At 64.6% G+C, this 23,586-nt stretch carries 21 protein-coding genes; 9 read left to right on the top strand and 12 right to left on the bottom strand.

Features of this window, described 5'->3' with window-relative positions; genetic code table 11:
- Positions 1–96 precede the first annotated feature (96 nt).
- From pseB to LK10_RS19020, 5 genes are all read left to right on the top strand, one after another.
- Positions 97–1,083, top strand: a complete 987-nt coding sequence (gene pseB, locus LK10_RS19040; RefSeq protein ID WP_043127401.1) for a UDP-N-acetylglucosamine 4,6-dehydratase (inverting) — start codon at positions 97–99, stop codon at positions 1,081–1,083.
- A 5-nt stretch (positions 1,084–1,088) separates the two neighbouring features.
- Positions 1,089–2,216, top strand: coding sequence for a UDP-4-amino-4,6-dideoxy-N-acetyl-beta-L-altrosamine transaminase (pseC, locus tag LK10_RS19035; RefSeq protein ID WP_197062001.1), 1,128 nt, complete (start codon positions 1,089–1,091; stop codon positions 2,214–2,216).
- Positions 2,213–2,965, top strand: a complete 753-nt coding sequence (locus LK10_RS19030; RefSeq protein WP_081998691.1) for a cytidylyltransferase domain-containing protein — start codon at positions 2,213–2,215, stop codon at positions 2,963–2,965. Before pseC ends, LK10_RS19030 begins: the two co-directional genes overlap by 4 nt.
- A 1-nt stretch (position 2,966) precedes the next feature.
- Positions 2,967–4,466, top strand: coding sequence for a bifunctional UDP-2,4-diacetamido-2,4,6-trideoxy-beta-L-altropyranose hydrolase/GNAT family N-acetyltransferase (locus LK10_RS19025; protein ID WP_052207592.1), 1,500 nt, complete (start codon positions 2,967–2,969; stop codon positions 4,464–4,466).
- 88 nt (positions 4,467–4,554) lie between these two features.
- A complete protein-coding gene (locus tag LK10_RS19020) occupies positions 4,555–5,793 on the top strand; it encodes a sialidase family protein (protein WP_081998690.1) in 1,239 nt (412 codons plus the stop codon).
- 44 nt (positions 5,794–5,837) lie between these two features.
- On the opposite strand, the gene pseI is transcribed toward LK10_RS19020, so the two are convergent.
- From pseI to LK10_RS18995, 5 genes are all read right to left on the bottom strand, one after another.
- The gene (pseI, locus tag LK10_RS19015) at positions 5,838–6,890 is read right to left on the bottom strand and encodes a pseudaminic acid synthase (protein WP_043127396.1); all 1,053 of its coding nucleotides are present in this window, start codon (positions 6,888–6,890) and stop codon (positions 5,838–5,840) included.
- A gap of 52 nt (positions 6,891–6,942) precedes the next feature.
- On the bottom strand, positions 6,943–8,337 hold the full coding sequence (locus tag LK10_RS19010; protein WP_043127394.1) for a lipopolysaccharide biosynthesis protein: 1,395 nt from the start codon (positions 8,335–8,337) through the stop codon (positions 6,943–6,945).
- A complete protein-coding gene (locus tag LK10_RS19005) occupies positions 8,330–9,358 on the bottom strand; it encodes a hypothetical protein (protein ID WP_052207591.1) in 1,029 nt (342 codons plus the stop codon). Before LK10_RS19005 ends, LK10_RS19010 begins: the two co-directional genes overlap by 8 nt.
- 146 nt (positions 9,359–9,504) lie before the next feature.
- A complete protein-coding gene (locus tag LK10_RS19000; RefSeq protein WP_043127392.1) occupies positions 9,505–10,827 on the bottom strand; it encodes a hypothetical protein in 1,323 nt (440 codons plus the stop codon).
- On the bottom strand, positions 10,824–12,098 hold the full coding sequence (locus LK10_RS18995; RefSeq protein ID WP_156144268.1) for a lipopolysaccharide biosynthesis protein: 1,275 nt from the start codon (positions 12,096–12,098) through the stop codon (positions 10,824–10,826). The genes LK10_RS19000 and LK10_RS18995 overlap by 4 nt, the downstream gene beginning before the upstream one ends.
- Before the next feature lie 23 nt (positions 12,099–12,121).
- Here LK10_RS18995 and LK10_RS18990 point away from each other — a divergent pair, with 23 nt between their 5' ends.
- Positions 12,122–13,192, top strand: coding sequence for a glycosyltransferase family 2 protein (locus LK10_RS18990; protein WP_081998689.1), 1,071 nt, complete (start codon positions 12,122–12,124; stop codon positions 13,190–13,192).
- Between the two features lie 33 nt (positions 13,193–13,225).
- On the opposite strand, the gene LK10_RS18985 is transcribed toward LK10_RS18990, so the two are convergent.
- Positions 13,226–14,182 carry a glycosyltransferase gene (locus LK10_RS18985; RefSeq protein WP_052207589.1) on the bottom strand — a complete coding sequence of 319 codons (957 nt, stop codon included), beginning with the start codon at positions 14,180–14,182 and terminating at the stop codon, positions 13,226–13,228.
- A 172-nt stretch (positions 14,183–14,354) separates the two neighbouring features.
- Between LK10_RS18985 and LK10_RS18980 the strand changes: the two genes are divergently transcribed.
- Complete coding sequence (locus tag LK10_RS18980; protein WP_052207588.1) at positions 14,355–15,356, top strand: glycosyltransferase; 1,002 nt, start codon at positions 14,355–14,357, stop codon at positions 15,354–15,356.
- 41 nt (positions 15,357–15,397) lie between these two features.
- Here the strand turns inward: LK10_RS18980 and LK10_RS22450 are convergent, their stop codons facing one another.
- On the bottom strand, positions 15,398–17,104 hold the full coding sequence (locus LK10_RS22450) for a glycosyltransferase (RefSeq protein WP_197062000.1): 1,707 nt from the start codon (positions 17,102–17,104) through the stop codon (positions 15,398–15,400).
- 162 nt (positions 17,105–17,266) lie between these two features.
- On the opposite strand from LK10_RS22450, the gene LK10_RS18965 reads away from it, so the two are divergent.
- Positions 17,267–18,151 (top strand): glycosyltransferase family 2 protein, encoded by an 885-nt coding sequence (locus LK10_RS18965; protein ID WP_043127387.1) that lies wholly within the window; start codon positions 17,267–17,269, stop codon positions 18,149–18,151.
- A 77-nt stretch (positions 18,152–18,228) separates the two neighbouring features.
- Here LK10_RS18965 and LK10_RS18960 read toward each other — a convergent pair whose 3' ends face one another.
- Genes LK10_RS18960 through rfbB form a run of 4 tightly spaced genes read right to left on the bottom strand, consistent with a single transcriptional unit; the run spans position 18,229 to position 21,756 of the window.
- Positions 18,229–18,600, bottom strand: a complete 372-nt coding sequence (locus LK10_RS18960) for a DUF2304 domain-containing protein (RefSeq protein ID WP_043127383.1) — start codon at positions 18,598–18,600, stop codon at positions 18,229–18,231.
- 8 nt (positions 18,601–18,608) lie between these two features.
- Complete coding sequence (locus LK10_RS18955; RefSeq protein ID WP_052207601.1) at positions 18,609–19,301, bottom strand: glycosyltransferase family 2 protein; 693 nt, start codon at positions 19,299–19,301, stop codon at positions 18,609–18,611.
- A 32-nt stretch (positions 19,302–19,333) separates the two neighbouring features.
- Complete coding sequence (locus tag LK10_RS18950; protein WP_197061999.1) at positions 19,334–20,761, bottom strand: sugar nucleotide-binding protein; 1,428 nt, start codon at positions 20,759–20,761, stop codon at positions 19,334–19,336.
- Positions 20,758–21,756, bottom strand: a complete 999-nt coding sequence (rfbB, locus tag LK10_RS18945) for a dTDP-glucose 4,6-dehydratase (protein WP_043127375.1) — start codon at positions 21,754–21,756, stop codon at positions 20,758–20,760. Before rfbB ends, LK10_RS18950 begins: the two co-directional genes overlap by 4 nt.
- Positions 21,757–21,812: 56 nt before the next feature.
- On the opposite strand from rfbB, the gene rfbA reads away from it, so the two are divergent.
- Entirely contained in the window at positions 21,813–22,673 is an 861-nt protein-coding gene (rfbA, locus tag LK10_RS18940) for a glucose-1-phosphate thymidylyltransferase RfbA (protein ID WP_043127372.1), read from the top strand.
- 148 nt (positions 22,674–22,821) lie between these two features.
- On the opposite strand, the gene LK10_RS18935 is transcribed toward rfbA, so the two are convergent.
- Positions 22,822–23,586: LGFP repeat-containing protein (locus LK10_RS18935; protein WP_043127370.1), on the bottom strand; the 765-nt coding region annotated here is incomplete at its 5' end.

Genomic DNA, 23,586 nt, shown 5'->3' with positions numbered 1-23,586 from the left:
GGTGGCTCACAGGTCCGCTGGTAGGCTGGACAAGGTCGCTTCGGCAGGTGGACGCGTTGTGACCCGATAATTGTTCAGGTTCAAGGTGGTTGGCTTATGTCCCTTCTCGAGGGTTCGTCCGTTCTGATTACGGGCGGCACAGGATCTCTTGGGAAGGCGCTCATCCGAGAGCTTCTGGGGCGCCACAACGTTCGTAGGCTGGTCGTGTTCAGCCGTGACGAGCTGAAGCAGCTCGAGGTCCGGAACATGTTCGAGAACGATCCGAGGCTGCGCTGGTTCATCGGGGACATCCGTGATCGTGATCGGCTCCACCGGGCGTTCCACGGGGTGGACTACGTGATCCACGCGGCGGCCCTGAAGCAGGTGGACACGGCGGAGTACAACCCGTTCGAGTATGTCCGGACGAACGTCGGGGGATCCCAGAACGTCATCGATGCCGCGATCGATGCGGGGGTGAAGAAGGTCGTGGCCCTTTCGACGGACAAGGCCTCGAGCCCGGTGAACCTGTACGGGGCTACGAAGCTGTGCGCCGATCGCCTGTTCATCTCCGGCAACCACTACGCGGCTGCCTATGACACGCGCTTCTGCGTGGTGCGGTACGGCAACGTGATGGGCTCGCGGGGCTCGATCGTGCCGATCTGGCGCCGTCTGGCCGCTGAGGGGAAGTCCCTTCCGGTGACTGACAAGCGCATGACCCGTTTCTGGATCACTCTGGAGCAGGCGGTGAAGTTCGTCCTTGATTCCTTCGAGATGATGCAGGGCGGGGAGCTCTACGTCCCGAAGATCCCCTCGATCCGCCTGATGGACTTGGCTGCGGCGGTGGACCGCAACGCGGCGACCCATGAGATCGGGATCCGTCCGGGGGAGAAGCTCCACGAGGAGATGATCGCGGCGGATGACTCGCGGCGTACGGTCTCGGTCGAGGGCCGCTACATCGTCACGCCGCATCTGGTGGGCTGGCGGTACGAGGTTCCGGAGGGGGCGGTGCCGGTCCAGGACGGGTGGAGCTACCAGTCCGACGGCAACGAGGTGTTCCTCTCCGTGGAGGAACTCGAGGCGATGATCGCAGCAGAGGGGTTCTGAGCCGAATGCTGCCGTACGGGCGCCAGTCGATCAACGAGGCCGACATCGAAGCGGTCGCCGAGGTGCTGCGAGGGGACTGGCTGACCACGGGGCCGAAGGTGGACGAGTTCGAGCGCGCGCTCTCCGAGGTCGCCGGCGGCTCGGAAGCGGTTGCCGTGACCTCGGGCACTGCGGCGCTCCATGTCGCATACGTCGCCGCGGGGGTCCGGACGGGCGACGAGGTTGTCACGACTCCCTTGACGTTCGTTGCCACCGCTGCCGCCGCGGCGATCGCAGGGGCGAAGATCGTCTTCGCGGACATCGATCCGGCGACCGGAAATCTGGACTTGGACTCAGCCGAGGCCGCTGTCACGCCGCGAACCCGGGTGGTCACGGCCGTGGACTATGCCGGGCTTCCGGTGGACTCCGCCGCCTTCGCCGCGATGGCCCACCGCCACGATGCGCTCTTCGTGGAGGACGCGGCGCATTCGATCGGGTCGGTCCTGAACGGCGTGCCCGTGGGTGCGGGCGCCGACCTCACCACCTTCTCGTTCTTCCCCACGAAGAACATGACGACGGCGGAGGGCGGCGCGGTCGTCAGCCCCGACCCCGAACTCGCGGCCCGCGCGCGCCGTTTCAAGGGGCAAGGGCTTGTGCGGGACCGCGACGCGCTCCGGTTCCCCGACGAGGGGCCCTGGCACCAGGAGGTGCATGACTTCGGCCTGAACTACCGTCTCCCGGACGTCCTGTGCGCGCTGGGCATCAGCCAGCTCTCGCGCCTCGAGGGGTTCCGGCGTCGCCGTCAGGAGATCCACGACGCGTACAACGGAGCCTTTGCCGGCAACCCGCACCTCACGGTGCCGGGAACCGTCGAGGGTGCCGCCCCTGCATGGCATCTCTACCCGCTGCGGGTCGAGGCGGATCGCCGGAAGGCGATCTTCGAAGAACTCCGTCGGCGGGGGATCGGGGTGCAGGTCAACTACATCCCGGCGTACTGGCACCCGGTCTTCGAGGATCTCGGCTACCGCCGCGGCATGTGCCCCGAGGCCGAGAAGTACTACAGCCAGGAGATCTCCCTGCCGCTGTTCCCGGGGCTGAGCGACGAGCAGGTCGGCATGGTGATCGAGAACGTCCTTGAGGTCGCAGGATCATGACGACGGCGCAGGCAACCTCAGGCCGGGTGGTCGCCGTGGTGCAGGCTCGGATGCAGTCGACCCGCCTGCCGGGCAAGGTGCTGCGCGACCTCGGCGGCGAGCCAGTCCTGGCGTGGGTGCTGAGGGCTGCGCGGGCGGCGCGGGGCGTCGACGAAGTCCTTATCGCGACCTCGACCGAGCCTGCTGACGACCCCGTTGAGGCCTTCGCCGACGCGCATGGGACGCGGGTCGTCCGGGGGAGTCAGGACGACGTTCTGAGCCGCTTCCTGTTGGCAGCCCGAGAGTCCGGGGCGGACGCCGTCGTCCGGCTCACGGCCGACTGCCCCCTGCTGGACCCGGAGATCATCTCCCAAGCCGTCGCGCTGTGGAGGATCGACCCGGCCCTCGACTACGTCTCCACAACGCAGAACCGCTCGCTTCCACGCGGGCTGGACGTCGAAGTGGCGGCCGTTTCGGCCCTTCGTGCAGCTGACGCCCGGCACGAGTCGCATCACCGCGCTCACGTCACGAGCGCCCTGTACGAGGAGGGCTCAGGCTTCGGGCTTGCTTCCCTCTCCTTCCGCCCGCCCTCGGACCACCTTCGAGTGACCTTGGACACCGAAGAGGACGCTCGGCTGTTGGACGAGCTCGTCGCCCTGCTTCCGTCGCGGCCGGCGAGGTGGCGCGACGTGGTCCGAATCCTGACGGACCGTCCGGACATCGTCGCGCTCAACGCACACGTAGAGCAGAAGGCTCTGCTGGAGGGCTGACGTGCGCGTTCTCCTCCGCTGTGATTCGACGAAGAGCCAGGGGCTCGGGCACGTCGTGCGCTGCGTTTCCGTCGGCGAGGCGGCACATGAAGCAGGGTGGGACGTATTAGCGGCGGGAGACGTCGAAAGCCCGCTGGGCCGCCGACTCCTCGAAGGAGTGGCCGGCGAACTCTTCCCTCGGCCTGCTGATGCCAGCGCTTTGGCGCGCCTGGCGCAGCAGGAGGGCGCCGACGTCGTCCATCTCGACACGTACGACGACGAGGGCGACGTCCGCGGACAACTCGCCGAGGTCGGGGTCCTGCTCTCCTCGATGGAGGATGGCTCGTTCGGCAGGCGTCCTGCAGACTTGGCGGTCGATCCGTCGGCGGGCGCCGAACTCGAATGCCGCCCCGACGATGGGACGCTCCGCCTCGCGCGGGGTGCGGACTTCATCCCTGTCCGTGCCCTCGTCGGTGAACTGCGAGCGGGGGCCCGCAGGCCGTCTGAGAGCCGGGGGAGCGACGCCAATGTCCTCGAGGTTGTCACGGTCATGGGCGGAACGGATGCCCGAAACGCGACGGCGGCGGCGGTCCGCATGTGGGCCGAGGCTGGCGTGGCCTCGCATTGCACGGTCGTGGCTCCCTTTGGCCAGGCACCGGAGACGGGCGAGCTGCCCCAAGGCCTCAGCCTCGACTCGGTCGAGCAGTCGAGTGACCTGCCGCGTCTCTTCGCCGCTGCCGATCTCGTGATCAGCGGAGCCGGAACGACGATCTGGGAACTCGCCGCGCTCGGCACGCCGATGGCGATCATCCAGCTCGTGGAGAATCAAAGCCAGAACTATGGCTTCGCGGTCGAACGCGGAATGGCCGCGGGTCTCGGCGCCTTCGGTGACGATCCGGAAGGGTCTGTGCAGACGCTCAGAGGAGTCCTGACGGATTCCAGCCTGCGCGCCAGACTCGCAGGCGCCGCGCGTTCCATCGTCGACGGCGCCGGCGCCTCCAGGATTGTGAGGCTGTGGGAGGAGCTTTCAGTTAGCGGTGGGGGTGTCTCGGTGCGGCCTGCCACGCTCTCGGACGCCGCTCAGCTTTTTCACTGGCGCAACGATCCGTCGGTTCGGGCTGCCTCACGCTCAACCGGGGAACTGCAGTGGGACGGCCACGTCGCGTGGCTCGAGCGCGCTTTGCAGCGTCCCGACGTCGTGCTCCTCTTGGCCGAGGCGGAAGGACTCGCCGCTGGGACCGTCAGGTTCGACGCGCATGGCGATCGCGACTGGGAGGTTTCGATAACCCTCGCGCCGCCCGCCCGCGGCCGGGGTATCGCGAGGACGATCCTGAATAAGGCGGAGGAGCGGTTCCGCCGCGACCATCCCGAGGCGACCCTCCACGCCGTCATGCGCACGTCCAACGAACCGTCCTACCGACTGTTCGTGGGTGCTGGCTATGAAGGTGGCGTTGCCCGGCGTGAGACCAGTGACGACGGCGGGTGGTACCGGCTCGTGAAGGCCGCAGCCCGGCGTCCCTGACCCGCTGCGGCGACATGAGACCGGGTGAATAGGTGCCCCAAATGCTGGGTTATCCTTTCCTTGCTGCCTGTTCGAGTCAAAGGAACTCATGTCAGATCGTTCCCGTCCACACCTATCTCGCCGAGAGGCGCTGGCACTCTCGGGAGTGGCTGCTCTTTTCGGTCTGACAGTGGCGTCGTGCGGAGTATCGCAGCCCTCGAACGATAAGCCGAAAAGCACCGGGGGGACCCTCCGGCAGCCTTCGGCAGTCACCGCAGACCTCTCGCTCTCGAAGTCCTTCGGCCGCCCCCTCAAGATCAGTGACGGGGAAGACAACTACCTCATTCCCGCCATGGTCGACGCCGCCAACGGTCACTATGTGCTTGCGTATCGCGCTGGGAGTGCCCATGCATTTGCGTACGGCAGCGATCCGGGCAAGCTGTATGTGCGGCGTTCGGCGGATGCGGGCGTGACCTGGGGTTCTCCCACGCTCGTCTCCAGCTTCGCTGCTGAGAAAATCGATATCCGGGACCCGTTCCTCTACAGGGAGCCACGGGGCTCAAGGATTTGGCTGACCTTCTTCACGGGGGCGCGCAGCCTCAACGGGGCCACCTGGATAACCTACAGCGACGATGACGGCGTGACGTGGGCTCCCTCTCAAGAAGTCCTCTCGTCGGCCCTCACACCGGGAGGGCTTCGTCGCTCAGCAGACGGTCTTTGGCGGATGCCGGTCTACCGCAAGGTGGCGGGCTATTGGAGAGCGTCCCTCGTGACCGCGAAGAACCCGCTCGGGCCGTGGTCGTCGCCCGTAGACGTTCTGGCCCCACACCGCTCAGACGCGACCGAATGGGACTTCGCCGAAGTCTCGCCCACGAATTGGGTTGCTGTCGTCCGGGGATCAGCGCGCACCAATGCCTACGTCACCCAGTCCAAGGATCGGGGACGCACGTGGGCCGCGCCCATCCAACTCCCCAGCCCCAGCCCTGGGCTGCGCTACGACGCGTGGCCCGCCTTGCGCATTGCGCACAACGGGCGCGTCCTGTGCTTCATCCGAGCTGCCGGCGGTGGCCAGAGGCTCGTGCAGCTGTTCGACCCGTCCAAGCCGCTCGTGCAGTCGAACTGGAGCGAGCAGGACGGCGGGGGGCTCCTCGAGTCGAGCCTTCGTGGGACTTGCGGGAAGTTCCAGCCGTTTCTCCGGGGCACCAAATGGGTGGGAACGTACTACGCGGAGACGGACGGGAAGCTCGCTGCCGAGATCGGGATCGGACAGTACGACGAGTCGAACCTGCGCCCCCGGACCTCTGGCAACATCGCCGCCGCCGCTCCAGTGAACAAGCCCGAGGGCTGAGGGCTTCTAGCGTCTCGACGGCTAAGCCCGCTTCCCCTGGGCTGCTAGACGAGCTCCCAGGTCAGGGGCGTGCCGGCCTCGCAGTCGATTCGGAAGGCCCGTCCCATCACCGACTCGTAATGGGCAGGCGCGAGACCGCCAGCAGGTCGGATCGACCGAACGTTTTCCGGAGTGACCAGGTCGCCGGCCCGTACGGGCTTGACCACGTAGAGCGAGCGTCGCAGCCGCTGGCTCTCGCCCTCGCTGCTCGTCGGGGTGATGGCCGCCGAGCCGAGAGCCTCCCACGCCGTGCCGCTCTCCGTGACGAGGGCGGCGAGTTCATGGGGCTCTAGCGAGAAGTCCGAATCGACTCCGCCGTCGGCCCTCCGCAGGGTGACGTGCTTCTCGACTACGCTTGCGCCGAGAGCCACCGCCGCAATAGCTGCACCGATCCCCATCGTGTGGTCCGAGAGACCGACCTGGACCCCGAACGCATCGCGCAGCACAGGAATGGTGCGGAGGTTCGATTCGGAGGGGGAGGCGGGGTAGGACGAGGTGCAGGCCAGCACGACGATCTGGTCGTTGCCCTCCGCCCGGATGGTCCGAACGGCGGTGTCTATGTCGCTCAGCGATGCGGCCCCGTTGGAGAGGATGACGGGCTTGCCGGTCTGCGCCACACGGCGCAGCAAGGGAAGGTCGCCGATTTCGAGGGAAGCGATCTTGTACAGGGGAGCATCGAGGGACTCGAGAAGCTCTACGGCGGTTGAATCGAACGGGCTCGAGAAGGGGACAAGCCCATGTTCACGGGCGCGCTCGAAAAGGGGAGCGTGCCAGTCCCAGGGGGTGTGCGCTTCGGTATAGAGCTGGTAGAGGTTGCTTCCGCCCCAGAGAGGGTGATCGGCGCTGATGCGGAATTCGGGCCGATCAGAATCGATCGTGATCGTGTCCGCAGTGTAGGTCTGGAGCTTCACCGCCTGCGCGCCTGAGGCAGCCACGGCGTCCACGATTTCGAGCGCGCGCTCGAGACTTCCGTTGTGGTTGCCCGAGACCTCGGCGATGATGAACGGTCGATTTGCGGAACCGATTTCGTGGCCGGCGACATCAATGGAGGGCTGCATGGAGGGGTGCAATCCTTAGGATCGTGGCGTCCTGGGACGCCTGGGCGGGTGTCTACGATGCTAGTCCGCGCCGTCGTACTGCCCAAAAACCGGCTCCGGCGAGACCCAGGCCGATCACCAATGTGATCACCCCGACGAGGACGGTCGTGGGGAGCAGCAGATTGGCGGCGATGGCGACGGCGACGAATACGAGGGCGCCTATGAACGGGCGCAGGGGAATGACGTGGTGTGCTTCCCGCAGAGCGAGCGCGGCGTACACGGCGCCTAGCAGCGCGAAGACGAGAACACGGATGGCTCCCAGCTGCCAGTACTGAGGAGACTGCGCGGGGAACCAAGCCAATCCAGCAGCGACCACGACGACGAGCGGGGTCGCCCACGTGAGTGCCTTGGTTCGGCCTACTGCGAAGAGGGTCGACATGCCGACGAGGTAGAGCGCGTAGCCAACTGACACGCCGGGCAGGACCTTGGCGAGCTGAATGGCCTCGTGGTCAAGACCCTTGAGGACAACCATTCCCACGGTTGCCGCAGCTGTGCCGCAGAGCCCCAATCCGGCCGCCACGAGGGCGACCTCCCGGCCGACGGCGCGTACATTCGGCACGAGCTTCGCTCCATGGGCGGCTTCGAAGATGCGAGTCGTCCAGACGTTGTTGAGTCCGGAGAGGACGGCGAAGGGCCCAAGCGCGAAGGCCGCTGCAGCGACGTACCGCCCTACTGAGGTTGCGCCCTGAAAGTGCTGGACGAGGAAGGTGTCACCTTGGAGCAGCAGGATGATCGCGATGCTGTGCGGCAGGACGGGGAGACCGAGCCGAAAGGCCGCCGAGACCGCTGCGCGCTGACGCCAAGGGAGCGACGGCCGCGTCAGGATCAGCGATATGACAGCCGTAGCCACCATCACGACTGTGAAGGAAGCCAGGTAGATGGTCGCCGTGTGACCGAAGGCAAGGATCCCGACCAGTCCTCCCAAATGGGCGCCCAACGAAGCGCCACCGCTCAGAAGGACGAAGGAGAGGGCGCGATGCTGGCTCCGCAGCAGAGCCTGGGAGCTGACGACGACGCTGAGGAACCCGGTTGCAGCGAGCGCCCAGGCGAACCCGCCAGCGCTTGACTTGTCGGGCGCCGCGGCGAAGTAGCCGACGGCTGCAAGGATGGCGAGACCTGTTCCAAGGATGATGTTGGCCCCGTGAATCGCACGCGCCTTCGCAGGGCCGCCCGACGGGTCGAAGTAGGCGCGGCTGATGGCGAGGGGTAGGCCTGCGGACAACACGACTTGGCCAATCTGGAGCAGGACGATGGAGACGCCGACACGCCCCCATTCCGTCGGGCTCAGTATGCGGATCGAGAACGGCTGGACAACGAGGGCGCCCGTTCCTTGGAGCGCCGCTCCAAGGAGGTAGTACAGGGATTGCCGCGCGTTGCTGGGGCGCGTCCCGACCGCGGCGTCAGTCACGGTCGAGCGAGGGCGCCACGAGGGTCGTCGAGGCGGTCCGGGGGAGGGCGCCGGGGAGGTGCTCGAACGGGTTCTTGAAGAATTGGAAGGGCGAGACCTCGACCTCGTTCACGAGCGGACCGACTTTCCTGTCGCGGAGCCCAAGGATGGCCTCGGCCTTCGCGAGTGGTGAACGCAACCAGTAGTCGATGAAGGGCCGGGGGTTGCGCTTGTCCCAGCCGAGGACCTTCCGTAGCTCGAGAGGGGAGCGCAGGTAGGCCTCTCCGAGCTCCTGCTCGGCGATCTTCCTGAGCTGAGCCGTGTTCGGCTCCTCCTCGTAGAACTCGGGCCAGAGCTCGCGGAGATACTCTTCGGACGATGTCTCCTGGATGCCCGCGATCTGGAAATGAGGGCCATAGATATGGACAGGAGTGTCGACGGCGGCCGCATAGACCAGTGCAGTTGCGAGACGGTTGGAGACGATCTTCTTGGCGCTCATGACGAGCCACATGACGCGAGCGAGGAACAGCGGGTCGCGCCGCTCTCCCGCCGTCGTGATGATGTGGCCGGCGTCTTTCCACGCCTTCACGATCTCGGGCTTCTGCATATCGTCCACGTGCATGCAGACCACCGCGGAGCCTTCGCGTTCGAAGACCTCTCGGGCAAAGCCGGCTTGGTCCCCTTCGACCGAAACGAGGCGGGTTCCGTGGAAGGGGAAGACGACTGAGTCAATAGATCTTTCGGGAAGCATGCCCGATTGCTCGACATGGCGGGCGAGATATAGCGCGGCCGCACCGATCGGCGTGCTGGAGAATCCGGTTTCCATCCGTGACTCGCGCTCTGTCCACCCCCGCGAGTCGTGGGACCAGACGAAGAGATTGCCGGGAGGCGTGGCGTGTGCGAGGTCTGCGAAGTGTGTCCGGAGGGGAGTAACCGGGGTCCATCCATGCTGATAGAGGCCAGGGATATGCCGGGGTGCACGGAGCCCCGCATGGCCTGCGAGGACAGCCGAGTGCCCGTAGAAGTGATTCTGGATGTCCATCCGGACTTACTTCTCCTTCAAGGTGCGATGCCGCGACCGCGACCATACAAGGCTAGTGGATGGCCGCCGAAGCTTCCTCCCAGATCGTGCTTGCGCAGAGAGCTTCACAGCTGATCCATAACTGTTCCGACGTCCCCACGTCCCGGCTATCTCAGCATGTCGCACGGCAGAAGGACCTTGTCGTAGGTCCATCCAGTCGGTGCAATAGGCACGCGTTCCACGGTGGCTGCAGGGGTGTCGCGACACTCCGAGCGCGCCGTCTGGACCCCCGTCGACCACGTGGGCCCGTGATCCCTGCCGACCGTGGGCGGGAAGAAGTAAACGGCAAGGACGACGGCGAATGCGCCGAGGATCGCCGGAAGTGCAACTCCGCTGATCCGGGTTGCGACGACTGCGACGAGGGGTGCGAGGTCAAGGAGGAACATTGACGGCGCCAAGGTGTAGCGCGAGAGGAAGAAGCTCTGCCACTGCGTCGCATTGAATCGGGCGTAGTCGAAATACGGCTGGAAGTTCATGGCCTGAGCGGCTGACCACACCCCAATGGAAGCGAGGAGGAAGACGCACGCCATGAGGCGCTCCATCCGGCTGCCCCTCACGAGCGCCATGACGAACGCGGTGAGGAACGGTACAGCTGCAAGCGCGACAGGCACCCATCCGAAGCGCGTGACGGTCAGAATGATTTGCTGTGACGAGCCGTACACGATGGCTGAGCTGCTGTTGAGGAACCAGCCTTCGATGACCGACCACCAATTGACGGATGGGTCTGTGGGAGCACTGCGGGGGAAGACCAGGTCCGTGATGATCTGGCACGCAACCCCGACTAGGAGTGCGAGCCGCGGCGGCCAGAAGGCGCGGTCCTTGAACCGGAAGAGGAACAGCGGAATGAACAGCGCCGTCTGGATCTCAGTGAACGCCGAGAAAAGCGTGGCCAGCGTGAGGAGGACGTTCTCGCGCACTGACGCGGGGCGCTTGATGAGGAGCCAGGGCATGAGGCAAAGGAGATACCAGTGTAGGTTCGCGAAATTTCCAAGGGTCTCCCGCGGCCCGGCGGCTACGAGAACGGGAATTGCGGCCCACGCCAGGCGGACGTATGTGTTGCGTGAAAGGGCGCTTGAGCAGTGCCAGATGAGGGCGGCGACGACGCCGACGGCGAGGCAGCTGAGCGCAGTAAAGGCCAACGCATACGAGTTCGGCGGCAGGAATGTGACGGCAAACCATGCGGCGAATCGGGGGATCACATGAAGATAGCCCTGATAAGGGGCAAATATCTGGGAGAGGCTGCGGTTCCGAAGTGCACCGTTGAGGAAGATGCCTCCGTCCTCGGCCCACAGGGTGTCTTGGGCGGTTGCCGGCAGCCGGAAAAGCGAAAGGGCTGTTCCAGCCATCACAATGGCAACCGGGATTGCGACGCCGGAGAGCCGTCCTGTGCGGGGACGTACGGGCCCGCGCGTCGTGGACGAGACTGTCATCGCCCTTCGGCTGCCTCGTTGTCGATCGGCGGGGTCGCCTTGCGGCCGGGTCCGCTTTCCTTCATCCGACGCCCGAGCGAGGCGTATTGGTAGACAAGCACTGCAAGCTCCGAGATAGCGAGGGCCCATGCCACTCCAACCGCACCGCTCAATGCCGCACCCAGGGCGATGAGAGGAATGCCGCACAGCGCACCGACGAGCGTGGATTGGGCCAGCGCCCGGGTTGCTCGGAGCTGGACGAGGCAGGCGAGTCCGATGACTTGGGTGACCGCGACGGCCGCGAAGACAACGCCGAATGGAACGGAAAGTGCGGGGCCGAAGTCAATCCGGTGTGCGGAGAGGATCGCGGCGGCCCATGGGCCGAGCGCGGCGATGGCGACGCCGCCGCCAAAGCCGATCACCGGCGTCATCCGTGCTGCCTGCCTGATCCGATGGCGGAGGTTCTCGGGGCCGCCCTCCGGAAGCCAGCCTTGGACGAGCTGGAGGAACGGACCAAAGGCCGTCAGCGCGAAGCGGAAGAGTTTGTCCCCCATTGCGTAGAGGCTCAAGGAAGCAGGCGCGACGGCGTTGATGATAAGCAGCGGCAGCGACACGTATAGCGCGGCTGTCGCCGAGGTTGCGACCGCGTGACGCTGATGGCCCAGCCGGCCGAAAGCCGATCGCGGTGAGAGATCGAAGTGTGGCGACGCCGTGCTCGAGCGGAAGATATGACGTGCAGCGATCGTCACGGCCCCGAGGTTGAAGAGGAGCTGGGTCGCGAGCACCGCGACGAGGTCGTGGGTCATGATCATGACGACGACGCTCACCGCGACGCCGAAAGTCTGGGGGAACCCGTCGAGCCAGAAGAGCCTCGCTGGCCGAGCCTCACCGACGAAGTACCAGGAGGCTCCGAGGAACGGCATGAGGAACGTAGCCGCCCCGACCGCGACCAGGGCGAGGTGGTGTGGATTCAGTATTCCCATGACGCAGAACATCACCGGGTACACGGCCAGCATCAGGTAGGCGCGGCTCACGAGGGAGTTCGCGTACTCCTGCGGCCGTTGGTCAACCGGAAGTCCTGCAATCTCGGCCGCCCCCGTGGTTCCCCAGCCGAACGAGACACCGACACCGAACAAGGTCGCTGCCGTCTGCAGTGCCGCCTGGATGCCCCAGAGCTCGGGACCGGCGCCAGCGATGATGATCGGAACTGCGACGAGACCCACGAGGCTTGAGAGCCCAATCGTGAGCGCGAAGCTCACCAGCCTCTTGACCATCGACAACCGTGGGCCCAAGGCCGGACTCCTCCTTTTCCTGCATGCGCGGCGCGGGGCCACGGCACGGAGCCCACGCGGGCCTTCAACAGTCTACCGGGGATCGATCGCGAGGCCGTCGTCGCACCTCCGCTACTATTGGGGGCGATCGCTCTAGCCTGAAGACAGGAACTTCTGTGTCCATCGCCGCAGTCGTCGTATCGTTCAACCGCCTCGGCTTCCTCAAAGAATGCCTGTCCGCCCTCAAGGGGCAGACCCGAATGCCAGACGAGATCATCGTGGTTGACAACGGGTCAACCGACGGAAGTGCCGAGTACATCCGCGACGAGCACCCAGATGTGGTCCTGTTCGAGACCGGCGAGAATCTCGGTGGGGCTGGGGGCTTTGCATGGGGCGTGGAGATCGCGATCGCACGCGGACATGAAGCCGCTTGGCTGATGGATGACGACGCGTGTCCGGAGCTCGACGCCCTTGCTCCTCTCGCTGACCTCTTTGCGACGATGAGCCCCAAGCCTTCGTTCCTTGCGTCGCTGGTCACCGCAGGTCGCGACACGTTTAACCGTCGGAACCCGCCCGTCATCAGTCAGGACGCGGGCAAGCAGGTTGAGGCACATGAGTACGATGCGATTGCCATCGAAGCTGCGACTTTCGTGGGTGTCCTCATAAACCTAGAACTCGCAAAGACCACCCATCTGCCATTCTCTGACTTCTTCATCTGGATCGATGACTCGGAGTACACCCACCGGCTCTCTCAGATGGCGCCCGCAATGGTTGTCCCCGCCAGTCAGGTCAACCACCCCGATGTCGCGGCGAAGGCAAAGGACCTAGGTCCACGAATCTTCTACCACATCCGCAACAACCTGTGGTTCATTCGAGAGCGCAAGGCTCTGCCGGCAACCAAGGTCGTCGCACTGGGCAACCTGCTCCATCAGACGGTCTACTACGGCCTCAATTCAACGGATAAGAAGCAGTGGGCCGCAGCGGTGGCAAAGGGATACGCACAGGGCTGTGCTCGTCGCCCGCGTCGTGTCCATCCTGGGGAGATGCTGGCCACGCTGCCTGAGGATGTCCGTCAAAAGCTCACGCAGCCTCTCCCGTCGGCTGGAAAGCGCTGATCTCGGGCCCCTCTGCGACGAGGGCTTTGGCGCTTATTGCGTCCGGGACGACAGCTTCGCGGCGAGATGGTTCCCGGCCTTGCCGCTTCGACGACGGAGGCCGTCGGTGAGTCCATATGCGACGGCCTTCGCGGATTTCCACTTCGCAGGGCCGAAGACGACGTTTCGGCCGGCAAAGATGGCGTCGTCAATGACGCGGTGAAGCACCCATGACGGGTAGTGGCGAGCGTACCGAGCATTCGTGATCACTCGATTGCGGGTGACGTAGTAGAGCCGGATGGGGCTGTGGGCCGCGAAGAAGACGGGAGCGCCCTCGTGCATGAGGGTTCGCCCGAGGAGTCTCTTGGGGGTCTGTTCGCCCAAGCCGTGCTCGAGGTCGGTGCCGTCGGCGAACTCGACCGTCAGGCCTGCGTGGCGGACGCGCAGGGTGAACTCGGAATCCACGGCGTCGATGAAGAGAGCTTCCTCGAAGAGGCCGACGCGGCGGAAGGTCTCCGCGGGGATCAGCATGCCCGACTGCATCGGGTCATAGGGCTCAATGCCGTTCTTCCCGCGGAACTCAGGCACATCGATACCGTTCATACGCCGCGCGCAGACGAATCCCACCCGTCGCCCCGCACCTGCCGCGGCATCCAAGGCTTCCAGACAGCGTTCGACGTAATCCGCGGTAAGCGTCGAATCCTGGTCAAGGGTCAGAATCGCCTGTGCGTCGTGGGCCAGGCCGGCACGCACACCGGTGTTGAGTGCCGCTGCGATACCTGAGTTCTCCTCATGATGGAGCACCTGGGCCCCGAGCCGCTCGAGTTCGAGGAAGATGTCCGAGGAGCCTTCCGGTTGCGACCCGTCATCGACGACGATCACGAGATCCACCTGCGATTGGAGGGACTCAACTCGTTGCGTCAGGTCAGCAGGTGGGTTCAGCGCGGTGATGACGGCAACGACTCCGTGGGACCCCTCAGGGGAGTTCGAAGAAGGTTGCTGTTCATCCATCCGTGATGCCTCTCTGCGGGTGCCGAGCGTCGGTCGCGACTGAGAGTCTAGCCGAATGCGCTTTGGCTGCTGGTATAGAGTTGTGGCGCCCGGACGCGGGCGGCTTCATGTGCTGCCTGCAGGAATCTGAGGGCTCGGCAACCGTGAGGAATGGGTAGAGCGAAGGGGAGATGTGAAGGGTCCGCAGGTGCAGAAAACGCAGACGTACACCGGTTTCGGCGCTATCGTCCTAGCGGCCTACAAACCCGACGTGTCCTTGTTCCGAACGCAACTGCTGTCGATCGCGCAGCAAACCCACACGGATTTTGTGTGCCTCATCACAGCAGACGGTGGTGACGCAGAGGTCCGCGAGCTTGTTCACCAAATCGTTCCCGGCGACGCCCGGTTTCGAGTCGTGGGGTTCGAAGAGAGGCTTGGCTTCTACGGCAACTTCGAGCGTGGGTTGAGCCATGTGCCAGAAAATGCCGAATGGGTAGCACTCTCGGATCAGGACGATTACTGGTACGAGGACAAGCTGGAAAAGCTCCTGCCGCAACTTGCCGAATATGTGCTGGTCTCTGGTCAGGCCCGCGTGGTGAGTGACGACGGTCGCGTCCTTGAACCGTGGACGGGCAGGACGAACGCCTCGTTCCTGAATCTCTTCGTCCAGAATCAGTTCACCGGCGGCCTCTTGGTGTTCCGCCGGTCATTGCTCGTCGATGCGCTGCCATTCCCCAGAATGAACAATCCGTCGCAGCTCCACGATCACTGGCTCGCTGTCTGCGCGTACGCCGTCGGATCTGCGAAAATCGTCGACGAACTCGTTCAGGATTACATTCAGCACGGAAACAACGTGGTTGGCGAGGCCGTGAAAGGCCTTCATCCAGTTCAGTCGTACCGGCGAGCCCGTGAGCTTGCGCTGCGCTACGAGGGCTCTCCTACCGTCGGCTCAATCCTGAAGCTGACGAACTCCCTGAGTTTCGGTTGGCGAGGGGTGATGGCGGACGCCCTGGCCCGGCGTCTTTCGTCTTCGAACACGAAGGTCTTCCAGGCAACTTCGACTTTTGGAAACCGGCACGACTGGGGCCGCCTGTGGTTCGTCTTCGCTTCCGGACTCCGGCACGGCACAATCTCAGTGCCCGTGGCGCTCACCTTTGCGGTAGGCGGCATCGTCGAGGTTTTCCGCAGAAGCTAGCCGGTTTCCCCTCGGCGCCGGTTTCGAGGCTTTAGGGGTCCCTATTCTTCGGACTTCGTTGCGGTACGGGCAGTCAAGGAGCGAGCCGTACCCTCTGGGATTCTTCCGAGGCGGCCGGCGGCGAAATCGCTCGCTCCCTTCAGGATCGCGATCACGCTCGCGAGGCGGCGGGGGCCAAACACAAGCCGGACGGCGTTGCTTTCAACTTCCATCAGCACTCGGCGTGCGACCCAATTGGGCTGTCGGATGGCGTAGCGCTTGGCAATCGTCAGGATGTTCCGCGTGATGTAGTACACGCGAAACGGTTGATGTTCGTAGACGAAGAGCTTCTTGTCTCCGAGATGTGCTTCCCAGCCGAAGATCCGCATGGGGCGTGACTTCCCGAGGGAATGGACCAAATCGACGCCATTTCCGACGGCGATGTGATAGCCGACGTTGCGGAGGCGGGCATTGAAGTCCGAGTCGACGCAGTCGATGAAGAGTCCTTCATCGAAATAGCCCACACGGTCGAAGGCTTCGGCGCGGTACAGCGTTCCGGACTGCATCGGGTCGAGTATCTCCAGATGTTCTCGGACCGGAAGCGTGGGAAGCGGCTTGCCGTTGTGGCTTTCTGGGGAAATGGCCCCTACCGTCTCAGGCCGCACCGCCGAGTCGGACACGGATGCGAGGGCTTTCGACACGTAGTCGGCGGTGAGGCGGGAGTCCTGATCCATGGTCATGATCCAGGCCGGGTCCCAGTCCTCGCGTGCCCGTCGCACCCCTGCGTTGAGCGCGGCAGCGATACCCGAGTTGCGCTCAAGCCTGATCACCGTGGCCCCTAGGGTCTCGACCTTCGCCAGAACAGTGCTGACATCCAAGGGAGAACCGTCATCGACGACGACCACGTTGTCGACCTGGGCCAGGAGGGATTCGACGTGCGTGGGTAGGGTGTCGTCCGGATTGTAGGCAGAGACGACAGCGGCAGTTTCGCTTCGATGGGAAGCGGTTGAGAGCCCCCTGAGGGTCGGAGTGGCCTGGGATGCGCGCGTTCGGGCTATCGCAATGCCAAGCTCGGCGACGAACTCGCCGCGCGCACGGAGAATCTTCCGGATTGACCGCGGCCTCTTCGGCGTCAAATTCTCGTCGTGGAGCCGGTGCCGGACGGTGTTGGCTGCAAGGTAAGTGACGCTGCGGCGAACGTTTGCAACCATGGCCAACCACTGATCGTGCGACTCGGTCATGACTGCGGGGAACGGCAGTGCATCGTCGAGAAGGCTTCGAGTGACAGCCATCGCGGAACCCCAGTGAAGCCGGTAGCCGATCAGGATGCCGAGCAGGTTCCGGGCATGGCGGCTGGAGAAGCGAGCGTCGACCCGCAACCGCTGAAAGTACCCCGGGGTGCCTCCGAAGTACTCGCAGTTCCCAACGGCCGCGTCCGCGTGCTCGAGCCCGGCGACGAGGGTCTCGACACGACCCGGGATCCAGATGTCATCCTGATCGGAGAGCATGACGATGTCCCCGGTGCTGAGGCTGAGGGCCTTCTCGAAATTGCGGACGTACCCCAGGTTCTTCTCGTTGAAGACGACGCGAACCCGCGGATCATCCACGGACGCGAGGATCTCGCGCGTGCCATCTTCAGAGCCGTCGTCGACAACGATGACCTCGTCGCCGGGTGCGAGTTCGGCGAGGATGGAGTCGAGCTGCTCCTGAATATGATCCGCGCCGTTGTACGCGGCCATGCAGACGCTGACGCTCGGACGAGATGGCATGGGGGGCAGGTCTTCCTTAGCTCTCGAGGCAACTCGGTCATCATACCGGTGGAAGATGGGGCCACGGTGTGGGTCAGCGGGCACGGATATAGTGGTATCGCCGTGGCACTGTGAAGCCACATGCCCTCGCCCATGATGCGCACCGAAAGGCCCCTGTCCACGATGACCTCAGTCGATGTGATGCTGCCCTACTACGGCGACGTCGAGCAGATGAAGCTTGCCGCCCGCAGCGTGATGAGCCAGCACTACCAGGACTGGAAGCTCCATGTCTTCGATGACGGGTACCCGAGCGACGAGCCGGCCGCCTTCTTCGCCGAGATCACCGACCCGCGAGTCTCGTATGAGAAGAACGATGCGAACCTCGGAGCGAACGGAAACTACCGGAAGGCCCTTGCAAGGGCCGAGGCTCCCATCGTCGTCATCATGGGTGCCGACGATGTCATGCTTCCCAACTATCTCGACGTCGTCGTCCGCAACTTCGACGCGCACCCCGAGGCTGACGTCGTTCAGCCTGGCGTTCAGGTTATTGATGAACTGGGAATCGCCCGGATGCCTCTCCCGGACGCGGTCAAGTGGGCCTACGCACCGAAGACTCGCGTGCCGCTCGTCCTGGCCGGGGAGCGCATGGCAACGAGCCTTATCCGCGCGGACTGGGCTTACTTCCCCTCGCTTGCATGGAAGACGGAGACGATTCAGCGCATCGGATTCACCCAGGGCCTTGACGTCGTACAGGACCTGGCCCTGCTCCTCGACATCGCTGCCGGGGGCGGGACGATGATCTTCGACCCCGAGCTCTCCTTCCTCTACCGCCGGCACTCAGCGTCCGATTCGTCAGTGCGTGCCCTCGACGGACGCCGGTTCGACGAGGAGCGCCGCTTCTTCGAGAGCCAGGCAGAGCGGTTCCGCGCGCTCGGCTGGACCTCGGCTGCCCGCGCCGCCTCCAATCACCTCACGAGCCGCTTGAACGCAGGGTCGCTCGTCATCAAGTCGCTTGCAAAGCGCAAGACCGACTCTCTCCCGAGGCTCATCAAGCACATTGTGAGCTGATTTGGTCTTCGAACGCAGACGACGGCGGCCGCGCACCTCGCGCGGCCGCCGTCGGCCTTCATGAGCTATTGAACGGGTCAGCGAATTGGACGTGACTCCGGGTCCTTCGGGAGCTGATCTTGGATGTCGCGAAGATCTGCTCGGAGGATTGCGACCTCTTCCGCGAGGGCCCGGATCTCGTCTTCACTGGCGGACACCTCGCGTGAGAGGTGCAGCGTCACTCCCATCAGCAGAATGAGGGCGATCGCGAAGAGGAGGTTCGAGGGGATCTGGACGCCCACGACGTGCGCGGCCCAGATCAGAAGATCGGGGAACACGGCGAGGATTAGCGTGGCGAGCCCGATCACGATCCAGAGGACCGCGTACTTCTCTCGGATCTTCTCGCGCCGCAGCATCTCGATGACGAAGATGAGCACCGCGACGACAAACAGGACGGCAAGTACGGTCATCGGTTCTCCTAGTCGCCGACGGGCGACGACTTCTTCCGGGTGAGGGCGAAGACAAGGGCGAGTCCAGAACGGACAAGGTACACCGCGGCCTTCAGCGGATGGTGGCTCGGCGTCCCGCCCTGGCGGGGGCGCATGTTCACCGGGACCTGGACGACTTTGCAGCCGGACCTGACGGCGACGACGAGCGAGTCGATAGTGTCGCCAAGGTACTCGGCAGGGTAGTGGGCAACGTATTGGCGGATAGCGCGACGGTTGGCTGCACGAAAGCCCGAAGTCACGTCGGTGAGGCGCGTGCCCGAGATCTTCGAAAGGACGCCTCCGAGGACGATCATGGCCCACTTGCGGGGGCCCTTAACTTCGTACTCGGCGCGGTCCTCGAACCGCGAACCGATGACGATGTCCGCGTCGGAAAGCCCCTCGAGCACCCGCTTGATCTCGCGTGGATCGTGCTGCCCGTCGGCGTCCACCTGGATCGCCTGGTCGTAGCCGTGGAGCAGCGCGTACTTGAATCCCGTGCGCATCGCACCGCCGACCCCCATGTTGAAGGGGAGGCGGATCACTCGGGCGCCGGCCTCCGCCGCGATGCGCGCCGTCCCGTCCGTTGAGCCATCGTCCACGACAAGGACGTCGCACGGCGGTGCGTAGGCGAGGACCTCGCGCACGGTAGAGCCCACCGACTCGGATTCATTCCACGCGGGCATGATCACGAGGGTCTTGGCGCGAATCCCTGCGGTCACGGCGCAGCCACCTCCTGCCCGAGGTATCCCTCGAGGCGAGACTGGCCGCTCGGTGCCTCGAACCCCGTCTCCCGAAGTTTGGCGAGGTCGAGGACGCTGTTCGCGGGCCGAGGCGCTGCCTCCTTGCCCTTGAAGTACTCCTCCGATGAGACGCCGGTGACGTCTGACGCTTCGTGCCCTGTCAGCGCATACACCGAGCTGGCGACATCCGCCCACGACTGGGGGTCGCCGTCGTTCGTCAGGTTGTAGACGCCGAAGGGGGCCTGGCTCTCCAAGAGGTGGCGGATGCCCGCCGCGATGTCGGTGGTGAAGGAGAGACGGCCGATCTGGTCATCCACAACGGACGGCTTGACGCCCTTCTCGGCAAGGCTGGCCATGGTGCGTACGAAGTTTCCGCCCTCACCGATGACCCATGAGGTGCGGACGATGTAATGCCGGGGGACGACCGAGACAACCGCGTCACCGGCGGCCTTCGTCTGACCGTAGACGCCGAGCGGGGAGAACGGTTCATCCTCGGAGTGGAGCTCTGACGTCCCATCGAACACGTAGTCACTCGAGACATGGACGAGAGTGAGTCGGTGTTCGACCGCGATCTGCGCGAGGCGTGCGACCGCGCTCACGTTGATAGCCCAAGCCGCCCGACGGCCCTCTGCCGTCTCAGCCTTGTCGACCGCCGTGTACGCGGCAGCGTTGATGATCGTCGAGTAGTTCTTCCAGTTCCGACCCGAGTAGGAAGCCGGGTCCGTCAGGTCGAACTCGAGGCGAGTCGCGAACTCAACGTTCGCATCGCCGTCGTAGGCTGCCCGGAGCGCGCGACCGAGCTGGCCGTCAGCGCCGAGCACGAGCGTCTTGCGCGGCGCCATCGGGGTCACGTCGGCGAGGCGCGGATGCGCGCGGTCCTTGTCGGAGAGTTCAGCCTGCTCCAGGGGGATCGGCCACGGGATCGACACGGTCTCATCGCTGAGATTGAGGAACGTGTACTGGCTCTGGGCGTCTGCCGACCAATGATCGTTCACCAGATACGTGTAGGCCGTGCCGTCCTCGAGCGTCTGGAACGCGTTGCCGACGCCCCGCGGAATGAAGATGGCCTTGGAGGGGTCGAGCTCGGCGGTGAAGACAGAGCCGAAGCTGGGGCCCTCCCGCAGGTCCACCCAGGCGCCGAAGATCCGGCCCGTGGCGACTGAGACGTATTTGTCCCACGGCTCGGCATGGATGCCCCGAGTCGTTCCGGCCTTCTCGTTGAACGAGATGTTGTTCTGGACGGGGCCGAAGTCCGGCAGGCCGAGGGCGAGCATCTTTTCCCGCTGCCAGTTCTCCTTGAACCAGCCGCGGTTGTCCCCGTGTACGGGGAGGTCGTAGAGGACGACGCCGGGAATGGGCGTCTCGTGTGCCGCAAGGGGCTTGGAGAACTCGATGCCGGTCACTGGCCCTGCTCCTTGTACTTCGCTTCGGTTTCGGCCTTCTGAGGGCGCCACCAGGCCTCGTTGTCGCGGTACCACTGGGCAGTCGCCTCGAGCCCGGCTTCGAAGTCCTGGTACTGCGGCTGCCAGCCGAGCTCCTTGCGGAGCTTAGTCGAGTCGATCGCGTAGCGCAGGTCATGGCCCGGCCGATCGACGACGTGATCGTAGGCGTCCGCAGGCTGTCCCATTGCCTTGAGGATGAGTTCGACGACGGACTTGTTGTCCTTCTCTCCATCGGCGCCAATGAGATACGTCTCGCCGATGCGGCCCTTCTCGAGGATCGTCAAGACAGCTGAGGAGTGGTCGTCGGCGTGAATCCAATCGCGCACGTTCTCACCCTTGCCGTAGAGCTTCGGCCGGACACCGTCGATCACATTCGTGATCTGGCGCGGGATGAACTTCTCGACGTGCTGGTAGGGGCCGTAGTTGTTCGAACAGTTGCTGATCGTCGCTTGAAGGCCGAAGGAGCGCACCCAAGCGCGCACGAGGAGGTCGGACCCCGCCTTCGTGGACGAGTACGGACTCGAGGGGTTGTAGGGAGTCTGTTCCGTGAACCGTACTGGATCGTCGAGTTCGAGGTCGCCGTAGACCTCGTCAGTGGAAATGTGATGGAAGCGAGTGCCGTGCTTCCGCGCAGCCTCGATCAGGGTGTATGTGCCGATGATGTTCGTATCGAGGAAAGGTCGGGGGTTGTGAAGGGAGTTGTCGTTGTGGCTCTCCGCAGCATAATGCACGACGGCGTCTGCCGAACTGACGAGCTCGTCGACCAAGGGGGCATCGGCTATGTCCCCCTTGATGAAGCGGAATCGCTGGCCCGGGAGGCCTTTGAGGGACTCGAGATTGCCCGCATACGTCAGCTTGTCGAGAACCGTGACGTGGTGGTCCGTGTGGCTCAGGACATAGTGGACAAAGTTCGAGCCGATGAACCCGGCGCCGCCGGTGACGAGGAGTCGCTGCATGCGTCCTAAAATACCGGATTTGGTATCGGTACTCGGCCCTAGGGATCATGGGGACCATGCGTGGAATCATCTTGGCAGGCGGCACAGGATCCCGGCTTCACCCGATCACACTGGGGGTGAGCAAGCAGCTGGTTCCCGTGTATGACAAGCCGATGGTCTACTACCCGCTCTCTACGCTGATCCTCGCGGGCATCAGGGACATCCTCGTCATCACGACGCCGCACGACGCCGAATCCTTCGAACGGCTCCTTGGGGACGGCTCCCGATTCGGCATCAACCTCACATACGTGCAGCAGCCCTCGCCCGACGGGCTTGCGCAGGCCTTCATCCTCGGCGAGGACCATATCGGCTCGGAGACCGTCGCACTTGTCCTCGGCGACAACATCTTCTACGGGCAGGGAATGGGCACTCAGCTCCGGCGCCACGAGAATATCGACGGCGCGGCGGTCTTCGGCTATTGGGTCAAGGATCCGACGGCTTACGGTGTCGTCGAGTTCGACGGCGGCGGCAAGGCCGTCTCGCTCGAGGAGAAGCCTGCGAAGCCGAAGAGCCACTACGCGGTTCCTGGGCTCTACTTCTATGACAACGACGTTGTTGGAATTGCCAAGTCGCTCAAGCCCTCGCCTCGAGGCGAGCTTGAGATCACGGATGTCAATCGGACCTACCTGGAGGCCGGGAAGCTGAAGGTCGAGGTGCTTCCGCGCGGTACCGCTTGGCTCGATACAGGTACTTTTAGCGACCTCAACGATGCCTCCAACTTCATCCGCACGGTCGAGAACCGTCAGGGGCTGAAGATCGGGGCGCCCGAAGAGATCGCCTGGCGGCTCGGGTTCCTCTCGGACGATGAGCTGCGCGAGCGGGCGGAGCCCCTCGTGAAGAGCGGCTACGGGAGGTATCTGCTCGAGCTACTCGGCTGAGTCCCGAGCGGCGCGGTTGGCTCTGGCCCCAACGCCCGGAGAAGAAGGAGGGCCGTCCACCGCTAGATGCGGTGGACGGCCCTCCTTCTTCTCCGGTACTAGGTTCTTTTGGTGCTAACTCATCCTGGTACTGAATGGCGGAACCGTGTCAGCCTTTGATCCCCGAGGTGCTGCTCCAGGAGATCGTGCCGCTTTGGAACGACTGCGAGCACGAGGTTGCCGCGCTGTTGCAGGTCTGCCCCGACGTCGGATATCCATAGCGGCCGCGCTCAGCACCAGAGTTGAGCCAATAGGTGCGGATCGGACCGTTGGGGGAGAGCTGGGCTCCCGAGGCCTGGGACCAGATGATTGCCCCGTTCTGGTAGTTCTGGTACGTCCCCCCGTTGACGAGGCCGGTGACGACGTCAGTCGTGGGGTAGGCGAGAGGGCCTTTCTCGGCTCCCGAGGTGAGCCACGCGGTGCGGATGGGGCCATTCGGCGAGGGCTCGACTCCCGTCGCTTGGGTCCACAGGAGGGCACCGTTCTGGAAGTTCTGGTAGGAACCGCCGCCGGTCAAGCCCGAGACTAGCCCGCTTGTCGGGTAGCCGAACGTCCCTTGCTGTGCCCCGGAGTTGAGCCAGTACGAGCGGACGGGCCCGTTGAGGGAGACCTGTGCACCAGTGGTTTGGCTCCAGATGATCGCGCCGTTCTGGAAGTTCTGGTACTGGCCTCCGTCGGAGAGGGTCACCACTCCGGTTGTCGGGTAGCCGAGCGGTCCGGTCTGGAAGCCGCTGGCCTGCCACGCGGTGCGGATGGGCCCGTTGAGGGAGACCTGGGCGCCGGTGGCCTTGTTCCAGATGATCGCGCCGTTCTGGAAGTTCTGGTACTGGCCTCCGTCGGAGAGGGTCACCACTCCGGTGGTGGGGTAGCCGAG

The sequence above is a fragment of the Sinomonas humi genome, assembly GCF_000802235.1.
Taxonomy (GTDB): Bacteria; Actinomycetota; Actinomycetes; order Actinomycetales; family Micrococcaceae; genus Sinomonas; species Sinomonas humi.
The sequence above is the reverse complement of the archived record's forward strand: the minus strand, read 5'-3'. Positions and strand labels throughout refer to the sequence as shown.

Bases quoted from the DNA above. Each gene is read 5' to 3' on its own strand.
- LK10_RS18965 (WP_043127387.1), top strand. From the start codon at position 17,267: ATGACCTCAGTCGATGTGATGCTGCCCTACTACGGCGACGTCGAGCAG.
- LK10_RS22450 (WP_197062000.1), bottom strand. From the start codon at position 17,104: ATGCCATCTCGTCCGAGCGTCAGCGTCTGCATGGCCGCGTACAACGGC.
- rfbA (WP_043127372.1), top strand. From the start codon at position 21,813: ATGCGTGGAATCATCTTGGCAGGCGGCACAGGATCCCGGCTTCACCCG.
- LK10_RS18955 (WP_052207601.1), bottom strand. From the start codon at position 19,301: ATGCCCGCGTGGAATGAATCCGAGTCGGTGGGCTCTACCGTGCGCGAG.
- pseC (WP_197062001.1), top strand. From the start codon at position 1,089: ATGCTGCCGTACGGGCGCCAGTCGATCAACGAGGCCGACATCGAAGCG.
- rfbB (WP_043127375.1), bottom strand. From the start codon at position 21,756: ATGCAGCGACTCCTCGTCACCGGCGGCGCCGGGTTCATCGGCTCGAAC.
- LK10_RS19000 (WP_043127392.1), bottom strand. From the start codon at position 10,827: ATGACAGTCTCGTCCACGACGCGCGGGCCCGTACGTCCCCGCACAGGA.
- LK10_RS19030 (WP_081998691.1), top strand. From the start codon at position 2,213: ATGACGACGGCGCAGGCAACCTCAGGCCGGGTGGTCGCCGTGGTGCAG.
- LK10_RS19005 (WP_052207591.1), bottom strand. From the start codon at position 9,358: ATGGACATCCAGAATCACTTCTACGGGCACTCGGCTGTCCTCGCAGGC.
- pseB (WP_043127401.1), top strand. From the start codon at position 97: ATGTCCCTTCTCGAGGGTTCGTCCGTTCTGATTACGGGCGGCACAGGA.
- LK10_RS18990 (WP_081998689.1), top strand. From the start codon at position 12,122: ATGCGCGGCGCGGGGCCACGGCACGGAGCCCACGCGGGCCTTCAACAG.
- LK10_RS18985 (WP_052207589.1), bottom strand. From the start codon at position 14,182: ATGGATGAACAGCAACCTTCTTCGAACTCCCCTGAGGGGTCCCACGGA.
- LK10_RS18960 (WP_043127383.1), bottom strand. From the start codon at position 18,600: ATGACCGTACTTGCCGTCCTGTTTGTCGTCGCGGTGCTCATCTTCGTC.
- pseI (WP_043127396.1), bottom strand. From the start codon at position 6,890: ATGCAGCCCTCCATTGATGTCGCCGGCCACGAAATCGGTTCCGCAAAT.
- LK10_RS19020 (WP_081998690.1), top strand. From the start codon at position 4,555: ATGTCAGATCGTTCCCGTCCACACCTATCTCGCCGAGAGGCGCTGGCA.